The following is a 21,330-nucleotide window of genomic DNA, read 5'->3' as shown; positions in this document are numbered from 1 at the left end:
TTCGCCGGGATCGGGGCGGAATTTCACTGGGCCCGGCTCCACTAGATTGGATGCCGATGGACGCGTCCGAGAACCAGCCCGCCGTCGGCTTCGCCGACCTCGGCATCGACCCCCGGGTGCTGCGTGCCCTGTCCGATGTCGGCTACGAGAGCCCGTCGCCGATCCAGGCGGCCACCATCCCGGCGCTGCTGGCCGGCCGGCACGTGGTGGGCCTGGCCCAGACCGGCACCGGCAAGACCGCCGCGTTCGCGCTGCCGATGCTGTCGGCGATCGAGCTGGGCGAGCAGGCGCCGAAGGCTCCGCAGGCCCTGGTGCTGGCCCCGACCCGTGAGCTGGCGTTGCAGGTGGCCGAGGCGATCGGCAAGTACGCGCACTACCTGCCCGGCCTGCACGTGCTGCCGGTCTACGGGGGGTCCAGCTACGGGGTGCAGCTGGCCGGGCTGCGGCGCGGCGCGCACGTGGTGGTCGGCACCCCGGGCCGGGTGATCGACCACCTGGAGCGCAAGAGCCTGGACCTGAGCGAGCTGCGCTTCCTGGTGCTGGACGAGGCCGACGAGATGTTGAACATGGGCTTCGCCGAGGACGTCGAGACGATCCTGGCCGGCACCCCGGCGGACAAGCAGGTGGCGCTGTTCTCGGCGACCATGCCGCCGCAGATCCGCCGGATCGCCAAGCGCTACCTCACCGACGCGGCCGAGATCACCGTTCGCGAGCAGACGGTGACCGCGGCCAACACCCGGCAGCGCTACCTGCAGGTGGCCAACCCGCAGAAGATGGACGCGCTGACCCGGATACTCGAGGTCGAGCCGTTCGAGGCGATGATCGTCTTCGTCCGGACCAAGCAGGCCACCGAGGAGCTGGCCGAGCGGTTGCGGGCCCGCGGCTTCTCGGCGGCGGCCATCAACGGCGACCTGGTGCAGGCGCAGCGCGAGCGCACCATCGCCCAGCTGCGCAGCGGCGCGCTGGACATCCTGGTGGCCACCGACGTGGCGGCCCGCGGGCTGGACGTCGAGCGGATCAGCCACGTGCTCAACTACGACATCCCCACCGACACCGAGTCCTACGTGCACCGGATCGGGCGCACCGGCCGGGCCGGGCGGACCGGCGAGGCGCTGCTGTTCCTGACCCACCGGGAGCGGCATCTGCTCTCGGCCATCGAGCGGGCCACCCGGCAGCGGATCTCCGAGATGTCGCTGCCGACCGTCGAGGACGTCAACTCGACCCGGGTGGCCAAGTTCGCCGACTCGATCACCGAGAGCCTGGCCTCACCGCAGCTGGGGCTGTTCCGCGGGCTGGTAGAGGACTACGTCCGGGAGCACGACGTGCCGATGGCCGACGTGGCGGCGGCGCTGGCAGTGCTGTCGCAGGACGGCCAGTCGTTCCTGATGGCGCCGGAGCCGCCGCCGGTCAAGCGTCCGGCCGCGGGGGACCGGGCGGGCGAGCGGGCGTATGACCGGCCAGCTGATCGGGCCTATGACCGGAACCGGTCGCCGGCCCGGGTTGCCGGCCGGCGCCGGGGCCGCAGTGAGGTGCCGCTGGCGACCTACCGGATCCGGGTGGGCAAGCGGCACAAGGTGCAGCCGGGCGCCATCGTGGGTGCGATCGCCAACGAGGGCGGGCTGAGCCGCGAGGACTTCGGCCACATCGACATCCGGGTCGACCACAGCCTGGTGGAGCTGCCGGCCGACCTGCCGCGCGGCACCCTGGACGCCCTGCGCCGCACCCGCATCTCCGGCCAGCTGATCGACATCACCCGCGAGGACGGCGGCGACCGGCCCGGCCAGCCGCACCGGCCGCGGAAGTCACGCCGCACCTTCTGAGAGGCACGTCGCCGTACTAGACACCGCGAAGCACCGGGGCGAGACATCTGGTCCTGGGCAGCTCCGGTAGCCGGATCACCAAGTAACGGTCTTCCGTCGGGCAGGCATGGCGCTGACCCCTTCCCTGCCGTGTGCAGGTGCGCCGTGGAGGCTGGCATGAGAGCTGATTCCACCTGAGCCAGACACACGGTGCCGGCCCAAATTAGTGACCGCGCGGAAATAGCTCGGATAGTGCTCGGAAATTTCTTGTTTTCGACTGGATCCCGGGATAAGCTGCGAATAGCTCGGATAAACGCGCGGAAGCTAGAAAAGGAGTCGCACGTGGCTACGCTGAATCTCGCACTCGATCCCGTCGCATGGGACGGGTCGCCCATCATCATCAGCCGCACTGAGAACGGTGACCTTCTCATCCAAGGCCTGAGTGGGGGTCGGGCCGAATCCATCGATGAGACCCCCGATGATGCCGTGACGCATGTCCTTGACCGCTGGAAGAAGCAGGACGCGCAGTCGGGCGCCTTCGCGCTAGTGAACGCTCTGCGCGAGCGGGGACTGGCAGTCGTAGCACCGACGGTCCGGAAGGAGGGTAAGAGCGTCGAGCCCTACCTCCGGCTTCGTACGCAGTCGAGGACTGGCGTTACCGTGACGGCCTATATCAACACCGACAGCTTCTCGGTTCACGCTCAGAAGCTGCGCCCTCTGGTGGCTGCGGTCCCTGGTGCCGACGTCCGCTCAAATGGTTCGGTGTACTTCGACGTCAGCGATACCGCAACCTGCCTCGCGGCCGTGGACGTGCTACTCGACCTTTAGTACGGGTTCTGCCTTTTCGACGCAGCAGCTGGCGCGCTGGAAGTGGGGACTAGCAAGACCGGGAGTTTCAGTGGATAGATTGAAATCCGCCGCAGCGAGGATCGGCGCGGTGGTGCTGGGGCATATCTTGTGGTGTACCAAGGACTGGCGGGCCCGACAAACAACGAGAGCCCGGCCATGGCCAGGCTCTCAACAATGATCCGACTCACCTATCAACGATGGCCCGACTGATCACATGGCGGAGGATAGGGGATTCGAACCCCTGAGGGCGTTAACCCAACACGCTTTCCAAGCGTGCGCACTAGGCCACTATGCGAATCCTCCGCCGACGAGGATACGGGTCGGCTCCAGCCGTCCTGCCACCTGGGGTGGCGCTCAACGTGACCGGCGGCGGCCGGACCGAGGAAGCAGCCGCCCGCCGGACAGCAGCACCAGCCGCCGCTCGGCCACCTCCTGGCTGTGGAAGGCCAGCCAGAAGCACAGCGTGGCCAGCGGCAGCTCGGCCAGCACCGACATCGCCACCGCCTGCACCAGGTCCCAGCCGCCGGGTGAGGTCAGCACGTCGAACCAGGCGTCGGCCAGCAGCAGCGCCCCGGTGGCCGACGCGGCGATGGTCAGCCGCCGGGACCGGCGCAGCGCGCTCAGCGCGGTCCACACCAGCCCGATCAGCAGCCCCACGTCGTAGCCGGCCCAGGCCACGTCGTAGTTCTGCGACAGCTGCCGGGACGGCAGCGTGGCAGCCGCCACCACGATCCAGGGCACCAGCACGATCGCGCAGCCGAGGAACACCGGAGCGGCCCACCGGACCAGCCGGGTGTCGTCGGCCAGCACCGGGTTCCCGGGTGGTACCAGCTCCTCCAGCCGGTCGGCCACCCGGTCGGCGGCCTGCACCACGGGCTGCGGATCACCAGGGTTCTGGTCCGGGGGTGGCATCGAGGTAAAACTCCTGGCACGAACGGCGACTAGGGGCGGTAAGAACCGTAGTACTCTTCGCCGAACTCCTGGAGGGGCGATGACGGCAGGCACGACTGCGCGCAAGGTGGCCCGCAGCGACGGTTTCAAGGGTTTGGCCAAGCTGGGCTTCGCGGCCCGCGGCACCATCTACCTGCTGATCGGCTGGTTCGCGGTGCTGCTGGCACTCGGCAAGCAGCCGCCAGAAACCGACCAGCGCGGCGCGCTGCAGGAGGTGGTCCGGCACAATGGCGGCTTCCTGCTGCTCTGGGTGATCGCGATCGGACTGACCGGCTATGCCCTCTTCCGGTTCTCCGAGGCCGCCTTCGGGGTGGTCGGCGACACCAAGGGGCACGAGAAGGGCCCGCGGTTGAAGTCGCTGTTCCGAGGCTGCCTGTACGCCTTCTTCGCCGTGAACGCGTTCAACCTGCTGGCGACCGCCCGGACCAAGAGCCAGGCCGGCCAGCAGCAGCAGTTGACCACCCGGGTGATGCAGCACTCGCTCGGCCGGTGGCTGGTCGGCATCGTCGGCGCGGTGGTGATCGTGGTCGGCCTGGCGCTGGTCTATGAGGGCCTCAAACGCAAGTTCAAGAAGTACTTCGCCCTCGCCGACATGCCGACCGGCAGCCGGCGGATCGTCTGGTTCCTCGGCACCTTCGGCACCACGGCACGCGGGGTGGTCTTCGCGCTGACCGGTTTCTTCCTGGTCCGGGCCGCCTGGGACTACGACCCGAGCAAGGCCCGCGGCCTGGACGGGGCGCTGCGCCGTACCGTCGCCGACTCCGACCTCGGCCGGACCCTGGTAGGGGTGGTCGCGGTCGGCCTGATCGCCTTCGGGCTGTACTGCTACGCCGAGGCTGCCTGGCGGCGGACATGAGGGCGGAGCGGCGGAGGCCGGAGCGGCGGGCATGAGCCGGCTGGACCAGCAGCCTGACCAACAGGAACCCCAGCCCCCCGCCCGGCGGGACCCGGACCGGCAGTCGCCGAACTGGCGGACCTCGGCACTCTGGCTGCTCGCCGGGGCGGTGCTGATCTGGCTGGTGCTGGTGGCCGTCGGGCACCTGCTCGGCCACCAGTGGAAGAACAGCGGGCTGGTGCACTGGGACGCCTCGGTGGACCGCAACCTGGCCAACCACCGGCACCAGCCGTGGACCGACATCACCCACCTGACCACCTACCTCGCCGAGACCGAGACCGTGATCGCGCTCGGCCTGCTGGCCGTCGTGCTGTTGCGGCTGGGACTCAAGCGCTGGCGCGAGCCGCTGTTCCTGGCGGTGAGCCTGATCGGCGAGGTGACCATCTTCGTGTCCACCACCCTGCTGGTGGACCGGGATCGGCCGCCGGTGAAGCACCTGGACGGCGCGCCGCCGACCTCGAGCTTCCCGTCCGGGCACACCGCGGCCTCGGTAGCCCTGTACGGCGGCCTGGCGGTGATCGCCTGGCGGGTCGGTGCCGCGGTCTGGCTGCGGACGCTGGCCACCGTGGCCGCGGTAGTGGTACCGGTGGTAGTGGCGCTGTCCCGGATGTACCGGGGGATGCACTACCCCACCGACGTGATCGCCGGCGCGCTGCTGGCCTGCTGCTGGCTGGCGGTGACCAGCACGGTGATCCTCGGACGGCGGAGCCCGTCGTGAGCCGGATCGCCGCGGTGTTCAACCCGGTGAAGGTCGCCGACCTGGCGGAGCTGAAGGCGGCCGTCGCCGAACGCTGCGACGGAACCGAACCAGATTGGTACTCCACCACCGAGGACGATCCCGGGGCGGGCCAGGCCGCCGCGGCGGTCGAGGCGGGTGCGGAGCTGGTGCTGGTCTGCGGCGGGGACGGCACGGTGGCTGCCTGCGCCGGCGCGCTGGCCGGTACCGGGGTGGCGATGGCGATGGTGCCGCTCGGCACCGGCAACCTGCTGGCCCGCAACCTCGGCATCCCGCTGGAGGTGCCCGAGGCGCTGGACGTCGCCTTCGGCCCGGCCGAGCGGGTGATCGACGTGCTGGAGACCGCCGACCAGCGGTTCGTGGTGATGGCGGGCCTCGGCTTCGACGCCGCGCTGATGCGCGATACCGACGAGGGCCTCAAGGACCGGATCGGCTGGCTGGCCTATGTTGGAGGCATGGCCAAGGCGCTGCGACGCACTCCGCGAGCGCGGTTCACAGTGACCATCGACGACGACCCGCCGCGGACCAGCAAGGCGATCGGGGTCCTGGTGGGCAACGTCGGCCAGCTGCAGGCCGGCATCACCCTGATGCCCGACGCCAGCCCCGACGACGGCCAGCTGGACGTGCTGGTGCTGGCCCCGCGCACCGCCCGGGACTGGCCGGCGCTGGTCTGGCGCATCCTGCGCCGCCGTCCGGACTCCGGTCGGCAGGCCGACATCCGGCGCGGCAAGGTGGTGCACATCTGTGCCCCGGTCGAGGTGCCGGTGGAGTTCGACGGCGACTTCCGCGGTGCGACCACCGAGCTGCGGGTCGAGGTACTGCCGTCCGCGCTGGTGCTGCGCTGCGGGCAGCCGTGATCGGTTCCCGCCGCAGGCGCACCGGTGAGACCGCTGCCGAGCGGCGGGAGCAGGCCGGCCGCCGCCGGTTCGCCGGCCGGGCGCTGCTGGTCTTCCTGATCGGCCTGCTGGCTGCCGCGCTGTTCGTGGCGGTGCTGCTGCTGGTCGCCGCGCAGGCCGAGTTCGTGATCCGGACCGACCACTCGGTCGCCGCCGACCTGCACCACTACGCGCTGCGGCACCCCGCCTTCACCCGGGCGATGCGCTGGCTCAGCGACCTGCACAAGACCGTGGTCTGGTTCGTGGTGATGGCACTGGTGGCCGGCTGGCTACTGGTGCGCCGGCTGCGCCGGCTGGCGCTGTTCGTCGTGGTCACCGTGCTGGGCAGCTCGCTGCTCAACAACGTGGTGAAGCTGCTGGTCAACCGGGCCCGGCCACACCTTTCCGACCCGGTCGCGGTGGCCGGCGGCAAGTCCTTCCCCAGCGGGCACGCCCAGGCCGCCATCGTCGGCTACGGCGTGCTGCTGGCGGTCTTCCTGCCGATCATCCCGCGCCGCTGGCGCAGCGTGGCCATCGCCGCCGCCGCGCTGATGGTGCTGCTGGTCGGCTTCGCCCGGATCTCGCTCGGCGTGCACTACCTCTTCGACGTGATCGGAGCATTCCTGATCGGCACGGTGTGGCTGATCGGCATGGCGAGCGCCTTCCGGACCTGGCGTCGCGAGGAGGGCAAGCCGGTCGCCGACCTGGACGAGGGCCTGGAACCCGAGCACCGCGAGCGGCTCAAGCCCTGACCGGACGCTCCGGCGGTGCGCCGGGTGGCGCGTTGGCCGTCCGACAGGACTGACCGTCCTGCCAGCCGGCCACTCCCGCTAGTCGCCTGCCGTACCCGAGCCGGACGGGCTGGGCGTCGGCGCCGGGCCGGCCGACGACCCAACCGGTGCCGACGACTCAGCTGGCGACGATCCAGCCGGGGTCGAGGCGCTCGGCGCCGACGACTGGGCCGGGGCTGAGGTGGCCGGCGACGGAGCCGGGGTGGCCGGGGCAGCCGCCGCCGCTCCGGAGGCCGGGCTCACCGACCGGCAGCCCAGCAGCGAGTTGCCGCCGCCGGTGCCGACGTTCACCCCGTACGCGCAGATCCGGTTGGTACCGGGGGACAGCGCGACGGAGTAGCTGAAGCCGTGCGCGCCGGTGATCGACCAGGCGGTATTGACGTCGTTGCGGACCACCTTCGTCGGACCCCACGCGACGTGCTTGCCGTTGTCGTCGACGACCGTGCCGATCGCCTGGGCGGTGTCGGAGAAGTCGAAGGTCCAGCCGGTGACCAGCGCCCGGCTGCCCTGCACGGTCACCGAATCGAGCTTGCCGATCGGTGACAGCGACACCCGGAAGGAGGCACATCCCAGCCTGCTCTCATGGCCGGCGCCGCGGTTGAGCGCGTGCAGGCACACCGTGCTGGCACCGGCCGGCACCCGCACCTTCAGCAGGTAGCCGTGCGGGCCGGTGCCGTGCATGGCGGCGTTGATGTCCGGCCGCGACACGGTGGAGCCGACCGAGCCCGCGTAGCGGCCGTTGACGTTGGCCACCACGGTCAGCCCGGTGTCCGGTGCGTCGTAGTCGAAGCTCCAGCCGGTGAAGGTGGCCAGGTTCCCCTTCTGGGTGACCGAGCTGATGCCGCCGATCGGCGAGCCGTCCAGCGCCACGGTGCGGCAGCCCAGCTTGGTGTTGTTGCCGGCGCCCACATTGATGGCGTACGCGCACACGTTGTTGGTGCCGTTGGCCAGCATCAGCGTCTTGGAGTAGCCGTGGTTGCCGCTGGCGTGGAAGTGCGCGTTGATGTCGCCGCGCGGCAGCGTGGTCTGGACGTAGGTGAACGGTTTGCCGTTGACGTAGAAGAAGATCCGCAGCTCGCTGGACAATGCGTTCGGATCCAGCGCCCAGCCGGTGACGGTGAGGTAGCGCCCGTGCAGCGACCAGCTGCTCACCCCGCCGAATGGGTCGTCGCTGGCGATCTTGCCGCCGGGCATCAGCAGCCGGGCCTCCGCGGTCACCATGTTCGCGATCGGCGTGCCGTAGCTGCCGCCCTGGGTCAGGATCACCACCGCGTACCGGTCGCCGTTGACGAAGCCGGTGGAGTTGAAAGCCGGTTGGCCGGCGGAGTTGTCGGCACCCCAGCCCTGCTTGACCGCGAATCCGGTGGTGGCGCTGGGGATGCCGAAGAACTGGTACACCCCGTCCGAGCCGTACGGGGTGGCGTGGTGCATGGCGTTGCCCAGCCAGTTCCAGATCGCCGGCCGGTGCCGGACCGCGTTGTAGAACGAGGCCATGCCGGCCGCGGTGATCTGGGTGCCGCCCCACCAGCCGGACCGCAGCGGCGGGTAGCCGAGGTTGGGGATGTTGAGCGCCTGCTTGACCCAGTTGATCAGGCTGTCGCCGCCGACCCGGCCGTACAGCGCGCTGGCCGAGGCATCGTCGGACTGGGTGATCATCTTGTACGCGGTGGTCTCGTTCCAGCCGCTCATCTGGCCGGTCATCAGCAGCCGGGTGGCGATGAAGGTCTTCATCACCGACTCCGAGGCGTAGGTGCTGTTGTAGTCGCCGGCCCCGGTGAACGCGCCGGTCTGGGTGTCGAGCACCCCGATCGCGGACCGGTATCCGTTGGCGTGGGCGTAGTTGACGGCGCTGGTGGCCTGGCTGCTGACCGAGGCGCCGGCCGGCCCGGCGGATATCTCGACGCTGACCAGGCCCAGTACCAGGGCCAGTCCGCTGGCGACGGCCAGCACCTTTGAACGCATTGCATGCCTATCTTGTCGGTGCCGACCGGACGCTGTTGTCCGCCGTTTACCTGGCTGAACGATCCCCCGCGAAAGTACTTTTGCGTTACTCCGCTGCTACATAATGGCCGGTTCGTCCCGGCCGCGCGCGCCGAGCCGTCGTACGCGCCACCAGCCGCGCATCGCTGGCCGCCAGCAGCAGGCCAGCTGCCAGCAGCGCACCGGTGCCACCGGCCACCCCGGCTGCCGCATACCCCAGCCCGCCGGCGGCCAGCGCCTCGGCGGCCACCGCCACCCGCAGCGACAGCGGCTCGAGCCGGCTCAACCGCAGGTGCAGCTGCCGCAGCGCCGGCGCGGTCCGGCACCGGGCGGACAGCAGCACGGCCAGCCCGCGCACCAGCCCGAAGACCGCACCGGTGGCCACCGCCAGCGCCGGCGAGCCGGTCAGCGCCGCCAGGGCCACCACCAGGTAGGTCGCCGCGGTCATGATGTAGGTGGCGAAGCCGAGCCCGATCTGCGCGCCGAAGCCGGCCGCGTACAGCCAGCGGCGGTACTGGGTCAGCCACAGCTCGTTGACCTGCCGGGGATGCAGCGGAAGCTGGAAGCCGGCCACCCGGCGGTCCGCCGCGAGTGCCACCAGGCAGGCCGCGGCGCCGGCCCAGAGCGCGGCCGCCGGATGGCCCGCCAGTGGCCGCAGCCCCACCGCGAGCAGGCCGGCACCCGAGCCGAGCAGCAGCCCGCCCACTACCGAACCGAGCACGAACCAGCCGGCGGTGAGCCAGAACCGGTTGCCGCGCGCCCGCTCGGACAGCGGGTTGATCGCCGAGATCATCGACAGCCCGCACGGCGACCAGGTGCCCCGGGCGCCGGCCACCGCCGCGACGGCCAGGGCCGCTACCGCCAGCGTGCCGGTCATACCGACACCACCTGCGGGTCGTCGGCCTCATCCTCGGACTCGGCCAGGGTCCGGGCACCGATCAGGGTGGGCGGTGCGCCGGGATCGGACGGGGCGGCGTACACGGTGTAGGTGTGCACGCCGGGCAGGTCGGCGATGCTGATGTCGAAGCCGCCGTCCCGGTCCGGGGAGAAGTCGGTCTGGTGCCGCGACAGCGCCACGCCGTCCCGGAAGACGGTCAGCGCCAGCCGGCGGCCCGGCCGGTCCGGATCGGAGGCCCAGCCGGTCAGCCGGACGGTGTCGCCGATCCGCTGCACCCGCTCCAGGACGCCCACCGCGCCGGACTGGTTCACCCGGACGGTGCGCTGGCCGATCAGCGGCAGGTCGGTGGCGTCCGTGCCGGCCGTGCTGTTCGGCGCGAGCGCGTAGACGGAGTAGGTGTGCAGGCCGGTACCGGCCGGGACGGTGATGTCGAAGCCGCGCCTGCCGGCTCGGGATGGACCGGGAACCGGATACCAGTGCAGCACCTGGTCGTCCTCGTGCACCGCCACCGCCGGCTCGCCACCGGTGTCCGGCAGCCACCCGACCAGCCGGACGCTGGTGCCGGCGGCCGAGACGGATTCCAGCTCGCCGACCGCGTTGCCTGCCGGGTCGACGGTCAGTTCGGCCGTCCGGATGCCAGCCGGTGCGACGGCGGCGGCCGGTGCCGCGGTGGTGCCCGCACCCCGGACGATCAGGCTGTGGTTGCCGATCAGGGTGTTGCCGGTGCCGCCGCCGACGTTCATCGCCCAGACCTTGTAGTTGTGCGCACCGGTGGTTGCCTTGAACTGCACCTTGAAGCCGTGCGTTCCGCTGATGTGGTAGGCGGAGTTGACGTCCGAGCGCAGCACCCCGGTGTGGATGCCCATCAGTGGCTTGTTGTCCTGGTAGATGTTGACCGCGATCGAGGTGCTCGGCGCGTCCCGGTCGAAGGCCCAGCCGGTCAGCACCACGCTGTCGCCGACCGGGTTGCACGAGTCCAGGTGGCCGAGCGGCGCGGTGCCCGCGTTGACGGTGATGGTCTTGCTGCCGATCCGCGGATTGCCGCTGCCGCCCTTGATGTTCATCGCGAACACGGTGAAGTTGTGCTGGCCGGAGCTGGCGGTGAAGCGCACCTCGAAGCCGTGGTTGCCGGTGATGTGCCGGGAGGAGTTGACGTCCGAGCGGGGCAGGCTGGCGTGGATGCCCATCAGACCCTTGCCGTCCTGGTAGATCGCCACGCTGATCGAGGTGCCCGGCGAGTCCGGGTCGTAGGCCCAGCCCTTGATGTGCACGGTGTTGCCGCTGGCCGAGATCTCCTCGACCACCCCGACCGGGACCTTGCCGGTCAGGCACGGCGCGGAGTGGGTGGCGGTGTTGTTGTCGGTGGCGCTGGAGCTCGAGCAGGTGCCGCCGTACTGCACCCAGGGCGGCGTGCAGGAGACCACCCGGCACAGCACTGGCCCGGTCTGCGACCAGGGGATCTGGGTGTTGCACTGCCCGTAGCGGAACTGGTTGCAGGCCACCCGGCGCTGGTCGCAGGTGGTGGTGTTGCAGTGGCAGGTGTACCGGCCGTCCCGGTAGGCGTTGCAGTCGATGTAGTAGCGGGCGTTGCCGCCGCAGAAGGAGGAGTTGTCGGCCTTCCACCAGCCGCCGATGAACGAGTCCGGCGGGCAGCTGTTGTTGCCGCCGTTGATGGTGCAGCAGAACACCGTGTACCCCTCGGCGCAGGTGTTGTGCGCGCCGCACACCGCGTCGTAGGCGCTGGCCGGCCGGGTCAGGTAGCGCCACGGGCTCACCACCAGGGCCGCCCCGACCAGTGTCGCGCCGCCGAGGAAGCCGCGCCGGCTGGTGCGCGGCCGGTCGGCGTGCACCGCGAGCCGGTTGACGATGCGCTCGGCCAGGCTGGCCGTCATGGGCTCACCTCGATCTGTTCCAGCACGGCGTTGGCTTGCTGGGTCAGCTGCACCGCCTGGCGGTGCGAGCCGATCACCACGTACAGGCAGAACGGCCGGCCGGCCTCGGTGAAGAAGTGCTGGAAGCCGGCCTGGCCGGCCACCCGGCGCTGCATGCCGTTCGGGTTGAACTGGCCCGGCCGGATGCGCGGGATGCCGACCGGGGCGTACAGCGCGCTGCCCAGGCAGTCCGGGCCGAACTCCAGCAGGGCCACGAACAGGTGGTCCGGGCCCATCAGCTCGACCGCGCCGGTGCCGTAGTCCCCGCGCGAGGCGGGCAGCGCGAAGTTGGCCAGGTGCAGCACCGGATAACTGTTCTCGCCGGGCCAGCCGGTGGCCTGCAGCCGGCCGGGCTGGCCGGTGCCGGCGTCGATCACCCGCCGGTAGATCCGGCCCTCCCAGCGGGGCGGCAGGCCGACCGCCAGGCCGTGGCCGGTGAGTCGCTTGGCAGTCGGTGTGCTCATCCGCGCTCGTCCCGTTCGGCCGGTGCGTACACGCTCTCGCCCGGTGGGGTCGGGGCGTACAGGCTCTCGTCCTGCGGGCCGATGCCGGCCGCGAGCAGGATCCGGTCGACGTCGCGCTCACGGCGGCGGTCGGCGTCCGGCTTGTGCGCCATCGCCGGGTGCCGGCTGTCATCGACCGACTGGCGGATCAGGCCGCCGACCTGGCTGAACGAGCTGCCCGAGCCCTCGCCCTTGACCCGTCCGGTGTGCCCGTCGGCGACCACCACGTACGGGGAGCCGGGGACGGCGTAGTCGGTCCAGGCCTGGCTGGACATCACCAGGTCCACCCCGTCCGGGCACAGCTGCGACAGCACCGACGGGCTCTCGTCCTCCGGGCCCTTGGTCACCACCAGCAGCCGGCTGCCCTGCGGCGTGGCCCAGGAGCCGGGCTCGCCGAGCTCGTGCCAGAAGCCGGTGCAGCCCTCGCAGGAGGAGGACAGGAACGCCAGGACGGTGTCGTGCTCGACGCCGACGGTGCGCACCGACACGATCTCGCCGGCCAGCGTGACGCCGTCGATGTCGTGCGCCTCGGCCCAGGAGTCCCGGCCCTCGATCTGCTGGCCGGCCGCCGGTTCGACGACTCCCGCGGCGGTGCGGAAGGGCGGCGCGCCGGCCGGTCGGGCCTCGGTGCCGCCGTCGAGCTGGTGCAGCCGGCGGAGCACGGCGGCGTAGCCGCGCAGCAGGCCGGCCACCAGCACGCACAGCACCGCCAGGATCACCGTTTCGACGATCAGCAGCGCGGTCACCCGGCGGCCTCCAGCCGGCCGGCGGCCGTGAGCAGTTCGGGCAGCGTCGTCATCGCCAGGTAGCCCAGGTAGGCCAGCACCGCGGCGGCCAGCAGCAGGCCCGCGGCGGTGGCCGGCTGCCGGCCGAACTCACCGGCCAGCGAGCCGCCCGGCCAGGCGAGGGCGACCAGGCCGGCCAGCGCGCAGCCGGCGTTGACCGCGGTGTGCCAGTGGCTGACCGCGACCGGGCGGGCGAAGCAGCCGCAGTCCTGGCCGGCCTCCCGGCGCACCATCCGGGCCGACAGCACGGCCAGCACGAGATAGGCGAACGCGATCAGAGCGGCCGCGAGCCGGCCGCCGGTTCCCAGCGCGACTGCCGCGACTGCCAGCTCCAGCGCGCCGGAAAGCCGGTTCGCCGTCGCCGCGCCGAGCCGGTCGGCACCCGGAATGCCCGCGGCGGACAACGCCGACCGGACGGGGGAGCGCTGCCGGAACTTGGCCAGCCCGGCTGCCGCGAGCAGCAACGCTGCCGCGCTCACCAGACCGATCAACACCGCCCCCTGCAGCCGCCAGATGTGAAAACCATAACAAGCACAACACGCAGGGGACGCCTGTGCAACCGGCGAGCCGCGGACCGGACGAACCGCCGGTGGTCCGGCCCGCGCGTCAGCCGCTGCGAACAGCGACCGCCGTTACCCAGAACCGGCCGTCCGGCTCCTTGCTGACGGTGACGTCGACCAGCTTGCCGTTGCCGCGGTAGCCGAAGACCGACGGACCGTCCACGCCGTCGCGGGGCAGGTAGACCGCGGTCTGGCCGGAGCTGGCCAGCAGGCTGCGGGTCACCGCGGCCGGCACCGTGTTCGGTAGCACGCAGGCCATCGCCTGGTCCAACTGGCCCGCGCTGAGCGCTCCCATGTAGGCGTCCGCGGCGTTCTGGGCGACGTCGGTGCCGGTGCACAGGTAGGGCGGAATGCTGATGGTGTGCGACGGCGACGCGGCGGCCCCATCGCTCGGGGAGGAGTCAGCGGGAGAGGAGTCTGCCGAGGTGGCGCCGGTCGCGATCGAGGTGCTCGGCCGGGAGGTGCCGCTGCCGGTCGAGCCGCCGCAGCCGGCGACGGTCCCGGCGACCAGCAGGCCGGCGAGCAGGCCGGCCAGGGCCGGACGCCGATCAAGCACCATGCGGGACGGACTCCTCGTGAGGTCGCGGCCGGTCGTGCTGAAGCCGTCCGGTGACGCGAGCTGGCGCCGGGTGTTCGGCGCGTCCGGCAAAGCTATAGCCAACCGGGGCAGCGGGCCAATCGGGGAGCCCACTACACTGGCAGCAGACCCCTCGTGCGGCGCTACTCCTGTGAACCTCCCCAGGGCCGGAAGGCAGCAAGGATAAGCAGGCTCTGGCGGGTGCGCGAGGGGTCCTCTCCGTCCCGGACCGTGCTCCGCCCACCTTGAGAGCAATGGCGAGCAATCACACCTTTGACTTGGGTGTCTGCGCCAGCGAGGATCCAGCCAGGCTTGCTGCACGTTGCGGCGCTTGTCCCCTGTTGACCGAAAGTTGACGGTGGGCTTGCTAGTACTCGTTGAGGCAGAGGGGCGGAGGGGCGGATGACCTTGCAGCGGCTTCCGGACGCCGTGCTGCGCCCCCTGAGCGACATCTCGGCGTTCTCCTCCACCGCCGCCCGGCTCAGCGCGGTGATCCGGCTCGGGGTGTTCGTGCACGGCGAGCAGCTGCCGCCCGAGCGGGAGCTGGCGGTCCGGCTCGGGGTCAGCCGGGTGAACCTGCGCGAGGCGATCGCGGTGCTGCGCGAGGCCGGCATGGTGCAGACCCGGCGCGGCCGCGGCGGCGGCACCACGGTCGTCTACGCCGGCAGCCCCACCGAACCGCTCGATCCGGACGAGCTGCGCCGCGACCGTTCGTTGCTCTACGACGCGCTGGACTTCCGGCGGGTGGTGGAGCCCGGGGCGGCCTACCTGGCCGCGACCCGGCAGCTGTCCGCCGACCAGGGCGGCTGGCTGATCGACTTCGAGGAGCAGGTCCGGGCGGCCGGCACCCCGCAGGCCCACCGGATCGCCGACTCCCGGCTGCACCTGGCGGTGGCCACCCTGAGCGGTTCGCCGATGCTCATCGAGGCCGTGGTGCGGGTGCAGGCCTGCCTGGACGGCCTGCTGAGCCGGATACCGCTGGTAGCGGCCGACGTCGAGCAGTCCCACCAGGCGCACCGGGCCGTGATCGCGGCGATCCTGGCCTCCGACCCGCTGGCCGCCCGGACCGAGATGGAGCGGCTGTGCGACGGCACTGCCGAGCTGGTGCAGACGCTGCTGGCATGATCGCCGCAGCGCCGGCCGGGAGCGGGCGGGTCCGCAACAGCGAGAGGCGGGGCAGTGGGCACACGGTTGCTGGGCAGGGTCGCGGTGATCACCGGCGGCTGTGCCGGCATCGGGCTGGCGACCGCCAGGCGGTTCGTGGACGAGGGCGCCAAGCTGGTGATCGGCGACGTCAACGCCGAGGCCGGCGCGACGCTGGCCGCCGAGCTCGACGCCACCTTCGTCGCGGTGGACGTGACCGATGCCGAGCAGGTCGAGGCGCTGTTCCAGACCGCGTTCGACACCTACGGCAGCGTCGACATCGCCTTCAACAACGCCGAGATCCTGCCGCTGGAGGGCGGCTCGATCCTGGCCGCGGGCCTCGACGACTGGCACCGGATGCAGGAGGTGAACCTGACCTCGGTGTACCTGTGCTGCAAGGCGGCGTTGCGCTTCATGCTGGAGCAGAAGCGCGGCTCGATCATCAACACCGCGTCGTACCTCGCGGTGCTGGGCAGTGCCGACTCCCGGATCGCCTACACCGCCGCCAAGGGCGGGGTGCTGGCGCTGTCACGCGAGCTCGGCGTGCAGTTCGCCCGGGACGGCATCCGGGTCAACGCGCTGTGCCCCGGACCGGTGACCTCGCCGCTGGCGCAGGAAGTCCTTGCCTCTGAGCCAGATGCCCTGGAGCGGCAGCTGGTGCACATCCCGATGGGCCGGTTCGCCGAGCCGCAGGAGATCGCCTCGGCGGTGCTGTTCCTGGCCTCGGACGAGTCCAGCTTCATCACCGCCTCGCAGTTCCTGGTGGACGGCGGCATCGCCGGTGCCTACGTCACCCCGACCTAGGCCCGCTCAGCTTCCATCAGTCCAGAGTGGTACGATATTTAGTACCACTAGGAGGGCGTATGGCGATCACCGCAAGCGAGGCACGTAAGAATCTGTTTCCGCTCATCGAGCAGGTGAACGACGATCGCACACCGGTGGAGATCACGTCTCGACGAGGCGATGCGGTCCTGATGTCGCGGGCGGACTATGAGGCGCTGGAGGAGACCGCGCACCTGCTGCGCTCGCCGGCCAACGCGCGACGCCTGCTGGAGAGTTTGCAGCAGGCTAGCAGTGGCGATCGGCAGGAACACCCGCTCATTCCGTGAGGCTGGTCTTCACCTCCCATGGTTGGGAGGACTACCTGTACTGGCAGACGGCTGATCGGAACATGCTGAAGCGGATCAACCGGCTTCTAGATGACGTGCTACGCGATCCCTTCACGGGTATCGGAAAGCCTGAACAGCTACGCCATGCGCTGGCCGGCAGTTGGTCTCGACGCATCAGCGACGAGCACCGGTTGGTGTACATGGTCGACGGTGACGATGTCGTCGTGTTGCAGGCGCGTTACCACTACTCCTGATCTGGAGTTGTGCAATCCATAGTTACGACGCCCGTCAGGTGGGTCGGGATGCGACTCGTCAGCAGACCACGCCAGGGGCGTTCGGCTTCTCCCACCGCGGAATCGACAGGCTCCGGACGTTCTCGGAGTCCCAGCTGCCTGCGGGCACTCCGCGAACATGCGCCACGATCGCGGGCACGCCGTGCTCGACCTGCTTGGCGATCTGCTCGGCGCCGTATGCCCAGAACGGCTTGCCGGGCAGGTAGCAGTACGGGCTGCCCCCGGCGGCGGCAGCGGCCGCCTGGCTGGCCAGCGAGTTGGCCATGTAGGCGCCAGAGGCCGGGTGGTGCTGGGACTGCCAGCTGTGCGTCGCCTCGTGGACGAGCAGCGCCGGGTCCGCTCCCGGAGTGGCGTAGGCAGCCGGGCCGATGTTGATGACCGTTCCTCGCAGAGGCACCCAGACCGTGTACGCCCTGCCCGCACTGCCGACGGCATCGCTGACCCGGATCGCCGAGTAGTCGAGCGAGGACCCGAACACCGGGGTCAGGATGGCGACCTCCGCCGGGTCGAGGGCGCGGACTCCAGTGGGGAGCGTGATTCCGAACGGCAGCGGGCTCATCGTCAGGGCGGGTCGGTGATGTGCTCCGGGCGCACCGGCACCCGGGTCAGGGTCAGCCCGGTCGCATCCCGGATGGCGGCCACGATGGCCGGCGTCGAGGAGATCGTCGGCGGCTCGCCCACCCCGCGCAGGCCGTACGGCGCGTGCGGGTCGGCCAGCTCCAGCACGTCCACCTGCATCGGTGGCATGTCCAGGATGGTGGGCAGCAGGTAGTCGGTGAACGACGGGTTGCGCAGTTTTCCCTCCGCCAGCTGGATCTCCTCCATCACCGCCAGGCCCAGCCCCTGTGCGGTGCCGCCGTGGATCTGGCCCAGCACCGCCTGCGGGTTCATCGCCTTGCCGACGTCCTGCGCGGTGGAGATCTGCACCACCTTGACCAGGCCCAGCTCGGTGTCGACGTCCACCACCGCCCGGTGCGCGGCGAAGGCGTACTGCACGTGGGAATTCCCCTGTCCCGTCACGGGATCCAGCGCCTCGGTCGGCCGGTGCCGCCACTGCACGGTCTCCGAGATCGGCTCGTCGCCGAGCCGCCCACCGCGCTCGGCCAGCCTGGCCCGCACCGCCTGGCAGGCCGCCTGCACCGCACCCCCGGTGACGTAGGACTGCCGGGACGCCGAGGTGGAACCGGCCGACCCGATGCTGGTGTCGGCCGGCAGCACCGTCACCTGGGACACCCCCAGCTCGGTGCGCACGATCTGCTGCAGCAGCGTCACCAGGCCCTGGCCCACCTCGGCGGCGGCGGTGTGCACCGATGCCACCGGGGTGTCGCCGAACAGCTCCAGCTGCACCCGGGCGGTGGAGTAGTCGTCGAATCCCTCGGAGAAACCGACGTTCTTGATGCTGACGCCGTAGCCGATGCCGCGCACCACGCCCTCGCCGTGCGTGGTGTTGGATACCCCGCCGGGCAGTTCCCGGACGTCGCGCACCCCCACCGGATCGGCCGGCAGCGGTGCGTCGCGCACCCGGCGCAGCAGCTCGGCAACCGGTGCGGCTGAGTCGACCAGCTGCCCGGTGGGCATCACCGACCCCTCGCGCATCGCGTTGCGCAGCCGCAGCTCCACCGGCGACAGCCCGCATGCGGCTGCCAGCTTGTCCATCTGCGATTCGTAGGCGAAACAGGCCTGAACCGCGCCGAAGCCGCGCATCGCGCCGCACGGCGGGTTGTTGGTGTAGGCCACCAGGCAGTCCATCGTGACGTTCGGGATCTCGTACGGGCCGAAGCCGAGGGTCGCCGCGTTGGCGGCCACCGCCGTCGAGGACGAGGCGTACGCCCCGCCGTCCAGCACGATCGACGCCCGCACGTACACCAGCCGGCCGGAGGCGTCGGCACCGTGCTCGTAGCGCAGCACCGCCGGGTGCCGGTGCACGTGGCCGTAGAAGGATTCCTCGCGGCTGTAGACCATCTTGATCGGCCGGCCGGTCCGCAGTGCCAGCAGGCAGGCATGCGCCTGCATCGAGACGTCCTCCCGGCCGCCGAACGCACCGCCCACCCCGGCCAGGGTGAACCTGACCTTCTCGGCCGGCAGCCCGAGCGCGGCCGCCACCTGGGCCTGGTCGGCGTGCAACCACTGGGTGGCGATGTAGAGGTCGACGCCGCCGTCCTCGGCCGGCACCGCCAGCCCGGACTCCGGGCCGAGGAAGGCCTGGTCCTGCATGCCCACCTGGTACTCGCCGGTCACCACCACCTCGGCGGTGGCCGACGCCGAGCCGCGCTCGATGTGCACCCGGCGCAGCACGTTGCCCTCGATGCCGTGCCCGGCAACGGGATTCTCGTGCACCAGCGGGGCATCCGGAGCGCTGGCCGCCACCGCGTCGGTGACCGGCGCCAGCACCTCGTAGTGCACCGCGATCTTCTTGCAGGCCTGCCGGGCGATCTCGGGATGGTCGGCGGCCACCAGCGCCACCGGCTCGCCCTGGTAGCGCACCTCGCCCTCGGCGAGCACCGGCTGGTCGGCGATCTCCAGGCCGTACCGGTTCCGCCCTGGCACGTCCTGGGCGGTCAGCACCGCATACACCCCGACGGTCTTCAATGCCTCGGTGATGTCGATCGAAACGATCCGGGCCCGGGGGTGCGGGCTGCGCAGGGTGGCACCCCACAGCATGTCGTCCAGCCACATGTCCGAGGAGTAGGCGAACTCGCCGCGCACCTTCAGGATGGCGTCCGGACGGACCGGGCTGGTGCCGATACCGCCGGCCACCACGGTGCCGGTGGCGGCCCCGCTGCTCATCGCCCCACCAGCCGGGCACCGGCGGCGGCCGCCTCACGGGCCAGTCGCCCGCTGTCGGCGGTCAGCAGGATGGACTCGGCGACCACCGCGCGGCCGTTTACCAGCAGCAGCCGCAGCGGAGCAGAAGAGGAGAATGCCCAGCAGAACACGGGGTCAACCCCGCCGGCCTGGCCCAGCTCGTCCAGCCGCCAGACCGCCACGTCGGCGAGCTTGCCCGGTTCCAGCGAGCCCAGCTCGGCCTCCCGGCCCAGGCACCGGGCACCGCCTCCGGTGGCCAGGCGCAGCACCTCGCGCGCGGTCAGCGCCTGCGGCCCGCCCCGCAACCGGGCCACCACCATCGCCGAGCGCAGCTCGTCCACCAGCCGGCCGGCCTCGTTGGAGGCCGCCCCGTCCACCCCCAGCCCGACCGGCACCCCGGCGTCGATCAGGTCGCGCACCCGGGCGCTGCCGGCGCCGAGCCGGCCGTTGGACGTCGGGCAGTGCGCCACCGCGGTCCCGGTACCGGCCAGGCTGGCGATCGCGGAATCGGACAGGTGCACGCAGTGCGCCAGCCACACGTCCGGACCCAGCCAGTCCAGCTCGGCCAGGTACTCGGCCGGCGTCTGGCCATACGTCTGCTGGCAGAACTCGTCCTCGTCGGCGGTCTCGGCGAGGTGGGTGTGCAGCCGGACGCCCTTGCTACGGGCCAGCTCGGCGGCCTCGCGCATCAGCTCGGCGGTGACCGAGAACGGCGAGCAGGGCGCCACCGCGATCCGGGTCATGGCGGCCGGCGACGGGTCGTGCCAGCGGTCGATGGCCGCCTCGGTGGCGATCAGGATGGCTTCCCGGTCCTCGGTCACCTCGTCCGGCGGCAGCCCGCCGGCCGAGCTGCCGAGGTCCATCGAGCCCCGGCACGGGTGGAACCGCACCCCGATCTCCCGGGCCGCCTCGATGGTGGCGTCCAGCAGGTTGGGTTGCGGGAACACGTAGTGGTGGTCGGTGCTGGTGCTGCACCCGGACAGCGCCAGCCAGCCCAGGTTGGCCGAGGCGCCGGCATGCACGGCGTCGGCGTCCAGCCGGGCCCAGACCGGGTACAGCTCGGTCAGCCAGTCGAACAGGGTGCTGTCCGTGGCGTACCCCCGGGTCAGCCACTGGTAAAGGTGGTGGTGGGTGTTCACCAGGCCGGGCGTCACCAGGCAGCCGGTGGTGTCGACCCACTCGGCGCCGTCGCGCAGCCCGTCCGGGGCCGGCCCGGGACCGACCGCGACCAGCGCGCTGCCGTCGATCACCACGTGCCCGACGGGGTATTCGGTGCCGGCGTCGTCCACGGTGGCGACGTGGCCACCCTCCAGCACGATCATCGCCGGCCCCGCTGTTCTCCGGCGCGCTCTGCCCGTGCCGCGGCGGCCGCCTGGACCGCCTCGAGGATCTGCTGGTAGCCGGTGCACCGGCACAGGTTGCCGGCCAGCGCCTCGCGGATCTCGGCCACCCGGGGGTCCGGACGGCGGTTGAGCAGGTCATGGGTGGCCACGATCAGGCCAGGCGTGCAGAAGCCGCACTGCACCGCGCCGGCGTCGATGAACGCCTGCTGGATCTCGTCCAGGCCGGCCGGCTCCGCCGGATCGGCCGGGCCCGCCAAGCCCTCGACGGTCCGGACGTCGCGGCCCTCGGCCTGGCCGGCCGCCACCAGGCAGGCGCACACCGTCACGCCGTCCAGGTACACCGTGCAGGAGCCGCACTCGCCCTGCTCGCAGGCGTTCTTGCTGCCCGGCAGGCCCAGCCGCTCGCGCAGCACGTACAGCAGGCTCTCGCCCTCCCAGACGTCGTCGACCTGGCGGGCCTCGCCGTTGACCGTGGTGTTCAGGCGCATGACCGGTACTCCTGCCAGG

22 protein-coding genes, 1 tRNA gene and 1 other RNA gene are annotated in these 21,330 nt (G+C 71.4%); 11 read left to right on the top strand and 13 right to left on the bottom strand.

The window, feature by feature from the left end; translation table 11 throughout:
* Positions 1–56: 56 nt before the first annotated feature.
* Together VLJ82_RS21130 and VLJ82_RS21125 are read left to right on the top strand one after the other, a co-directional pair.
* A complete protein-coding gene (locus VLJ82_RS21130; protein ID WP_408665343.1) occupies positions 57–1,820 on the top strand; it encodes a DEAD/DEAH box helicase in 1,764 nt (587 codons plus the stop codon).
* Between the two features lie 321 nt (positions 1,821–2,141).
* Positions 2,142–2,627, top strand: coding sequence for a hypothetical protein (locus VLJ82_RS21125; RefSeq protein ID WP_408665342.1), 486 nt, complete (start codon positions 2,142–2,144; stop codon positions 2,625–2,627).
* A 236-nt stretch (positions 2,628–2,863) separates the two neighbouring features.
* Here the strand turns inward: VLJ82_RS21125 and VLJ82_RS21120 are convergent.
* Positions 2,864–2,951, bottom strand: a tRNA-Ser gene (locus VLJ82_RS21120).
* A gap of 51 nt (positions 2,952–3,002) precedes the next feature.
* Complete coding sequence (locus VLJ82_RS21115) at positions 3,003–3,560, bottom strand: hypothetical protein (protein ID WP_408665341.1); 558 nt, start codon at positions 3,558–3,560, stop codon at positions 3,003–3,005.
* Between the two features lie 79 nt (positions 3,561–3,639).
* Here VLJ82_RS21115 and VLJ82_RS21110 point away from each other — a divergent pair, with 79 nt between their 5' ends.
* The 4 genes from VLJ82_RS21110 to VLJ82_RS21095 are packed head-to-tail and all read left to right on the top strand — an operon-like array spanning position 3,640 to position 6,857.
* A complete protein-coding gene (locus tag VLJ82_RS21110) occupies positions 3,640–4,455 on the top strand; it encodes a DUF1206 domain-containing protein (protein ID WP_408665340.1) in 816 nt (271 codons plus the stop codon).
* Between the two features lie 31 nt (positions 4,456–4,486).
* Positions 4,487–5,212: a phosphatase PAP2 family protein gene (locus VLJ82_RS21105; RefSeq protein WP_408665339.1), complete on the top strand. Its 726-nt coding sequence runs from the start codon at positions 4,487–4,489 to the stop codon at positions 5,210–5,212.
* On the top strand, positions 5,209–6,087 hold the full coding sequence (locus tag VLJ82_RS21100) for a diacylglycerol/lipid kinase family protein (protein ID WP_408665338.1): 879 nt from the start codon (positions 5,209–5,211) through the stop codon (positions 6,085–6,087). The genes VLJ82_RS21105 and VLJ82_RS21100 overlap by 4 nt, the downstream gene beginning before the upstream one ends.
* The gene (locus VLJ82_RS21095; protein WP_408665337.1) at positions 6,084–6,857 is read left to right on the top strand and encodes a phosphatase PAP2 family protein; all 774 of its coding nucleotides are present in this window, start codon (positions 6,084–6,086) and stop codon (positions 6,855–6,857) included. Before VLJ82_RS21100 ends, VLJ82_RS21095 begins: the two co-directional genes overlap by 4 nt.
* Positions 6,858–6,935: 78 nt before the next feature.
* Here VLJ82_RS21095 and VLJ82_RS21090 read toward each other — a convergent pair whose 3' ends face one another.
* The 7 genes from VLJ82_RS21090 to VLJ82_RS21060 form a co-directional block, all read right to left on the bottom strand.
* Positions 6,936–8,858, bottom strand: coding sequence for a hypothetical protein (locus tag VLJ82_RS21090; protein WP_408665336.1), 1,923 nt, complete (start codon positions 8,856–8,858; stop codon positions 6,936–6,938).
* A gap of 85 nt (positions 8,859–8,943) precedes the next feature.
* The gene (locus VLJ82_RS21085; protein ID WP_408665335.1) at positions 8,944–9,753 is read right to left on the bottom strand and encodes a hypothetical protein; all 810 of its coding nucleotides are present in this window, start codon (positions 9,751–9,753) and stop codon (positions 8,944–8,946) included.
* Entirely contained in the window at positions 9,750–11,666 is a 1,917-nt protein-coding gene (locus tag VLJ82_RS21080; protein ID WP_408665334.1) for a twin-arginine translocation signal domain-containing protein, read from the bottom strand. Before VLJ82_RS21080 ends, VLJ82_RS21085 begins: the two co-directional genes overlap by 4 nt.
* Positions 11,663–12,169 (bottom strand): hypothetical protein, encoded by a 507-nt coding sequence (locus tag VLJ82_RS21075; protein ID WP_408665333.1) that lies wholly within the window; start codon positions 12,167–12,169, stop codon positions 11,663–11,665. The genes VLJ82_RS21080 and VLJ82_RS21075 overlap by 4 nt, the downstream gene beginning before the upstream one ends.
* Positions 12,166–12,954, bottom strand: coding sequence for a hypothetical protein (locus VLJ82_RS21070; protein WP_408665332.1), 789 nt, complete (start codon positions 12,952–12,954; stop codon positions 12,166–12,168). Before VLJ82_RS21070 ends, VLJ82_RS21075 begins: the two co-directional genes overlap by 4 nt.
* Positions 12,951–13,487, bottom strand: a complete 537-nt coding sequence (locus VLJ82_RS21065) for a MauE/DoxX family redox-associated membrane protein (RefSeq protein ID WP_408665331.1) — start codon at positions 13,485–13,487, stop codon at positions 12,951–12,953. Before VLJ82_RS21065 ends, VLJ82_RS21070 begins: the two co-directional genes overlap by 4 nt.
* Before the next feature lie 112 nt (positions 13,488–13,599).
* On the bottom strand, positions 13,600–14,112 hold the full coding sequence (locus VLJ82_RS21060; protein ID WP_408665330.1) for a hypothetical protein: 513 nt from the start codon (positions 14,110–14,112) through the stop codon (positions 13,600–13,602).
* A 142-nt stretch (positions 14,113–14,254) separates the two neighbouring features.
* Here VLJ82_RS21060 and ffs point away from each other — a divergent pair.
* From ffs to VLJ82_RS21035, 5 genes are all read left to right on the top strand, one after another.
* An RNA gene (gene ffs, locus VLJ82_RS21055) (signal recognition particle sRNA small type) lies at positions 14,255–14,351 on the top strand.
* A gap of 181 nt (positions 14,352–14,532) precedes the next feature.
* Positions 14,533–15,255 (top strand): FadR/GntR family transcriptional regulator, encoded by a 723-nt coding sequence (locus tag VLJ82_RS21050; protein WP_408665329.1) that lies wholly within the window; start codon positions 14,533–14,535, stop codon positions 15,253–15,255.
* Between the two features lie 54 nt (positions 15,256–15,309).
* Complete coding sequence (locus tag VLJ82_RS21045) at positions 15,310–16,077, top strand: 3-oxoacyl-ACP reductase (RefSeq protein ID WP_408665328.1); 768 nt, start codon at positions 15,310–15,312, stop codon at positions 16,075–16,077.
* Positions 16,078–16,136: 59 nt separating this feature from the next.
* Positions 16,137–16,382, top strand: coding sequence for a type II toxin-antitoxin system Phd/YefM family antitoxin (locus VLJ82_RS21040; RefSeq protein WP_408665327.1), 246 nt, complete (start codon positions 16,137–16,139; stop codon positions 16,380–16,382).
* Positions 16,379–16,636 (top strand): Txe/YoeB family addiction module toxin, encoded by a 258-nt coding sequence (locus VLJ82_RS21035; protein WP_408665326.1) that lies wholly within the window; start codon positions 16,379–16,381, stop codon positions 16,634–16,636. The genes VLJ82_RS21040 and VLJ82_RS21035 overlap by 4 nt, the downstream gene beginning before the upstream one ends.
* A gap of 58 nt (positions 16,637–16,694) precedes the next feature.
* Here VLJ82_RS21035 and VLJ82_RS21030 read toward each other — a convergent pair whose 3' ends face one another.
* The 4 genes from VLJ82_RS21030 to VLJ82_RS21015 are packed head-to-tail and all read right to left on the bottom strand — an operon-like array spanning position 16,695 to position 21,311.
* Positions 16,695–17,234 (bottom strand): hypothetical protein, encoded by a 540-nt coding sequence (locus VLJ82_RS21030; protein ID WP_408665325.1) that lies wholly within the window; start codon positions 17,232–17,234, stop codon positions 16,695–16,697.
* Between the two features lie 2 nt (positions 17,235–17,236).
* Positions 17,237–19,462: a xanthine dehydrogenase family protein molybdopterin-binding subunit gene (locus VLJ82_RS21025; RefSeq protein WP_408665324.1), complete on the bottom strand. Its 2,226-nt coding sequence runs from the start codon at positions 19,460–19,462 to the stop codon at positions 17,237–17,239.
* Positions 19,459–20,802, bottom strand: coding sequence for an 8-oxoguanine deaminase (locus VLJ82_RS21020; RefSeq protein ID WP_408665323.1), 1,344 nt, complete (start codon positions 20,800–20,802; stop codon positions 19,459–19,461). Before VLJ82_RS21020 ends, VLJ82_RS21025 begins: the two co-directional genes overlap by 4 nt.
* On the bottom strand, positions 20,799–21,311 hold the full coding sequence (locus VLJ82_RS21015; RefSeq protein WP_408665362.1) for a (2Fe-2S)-binding protein: 513 nt from the start codon (positions 21,309–21,311) through the stop codon (positions 20,799–20,801). The genes VLJ82_RS21020 and VLJ82_RS21015 overlap by 4 nt, the downstream gene beginning before the upstream one ends.
* Positions 21,312–21,330 lie beyond the last annotated feature (19 nt).

The sequence above is a fragment of the Jatrophihabitans sp. genome (assembly GCF_035474675.1).
GTDB lineage: Bacteria > Actinomycetota > Actinomycetes > Mycobacteriales > Jatrophihabitantaceae > Jatrophihabitans_A.
The sequence above is the reverse complement of the archived record's forward strand: the minus strand, read 5'-3'. Positions and strand labels throughout refer to the sequence as shown.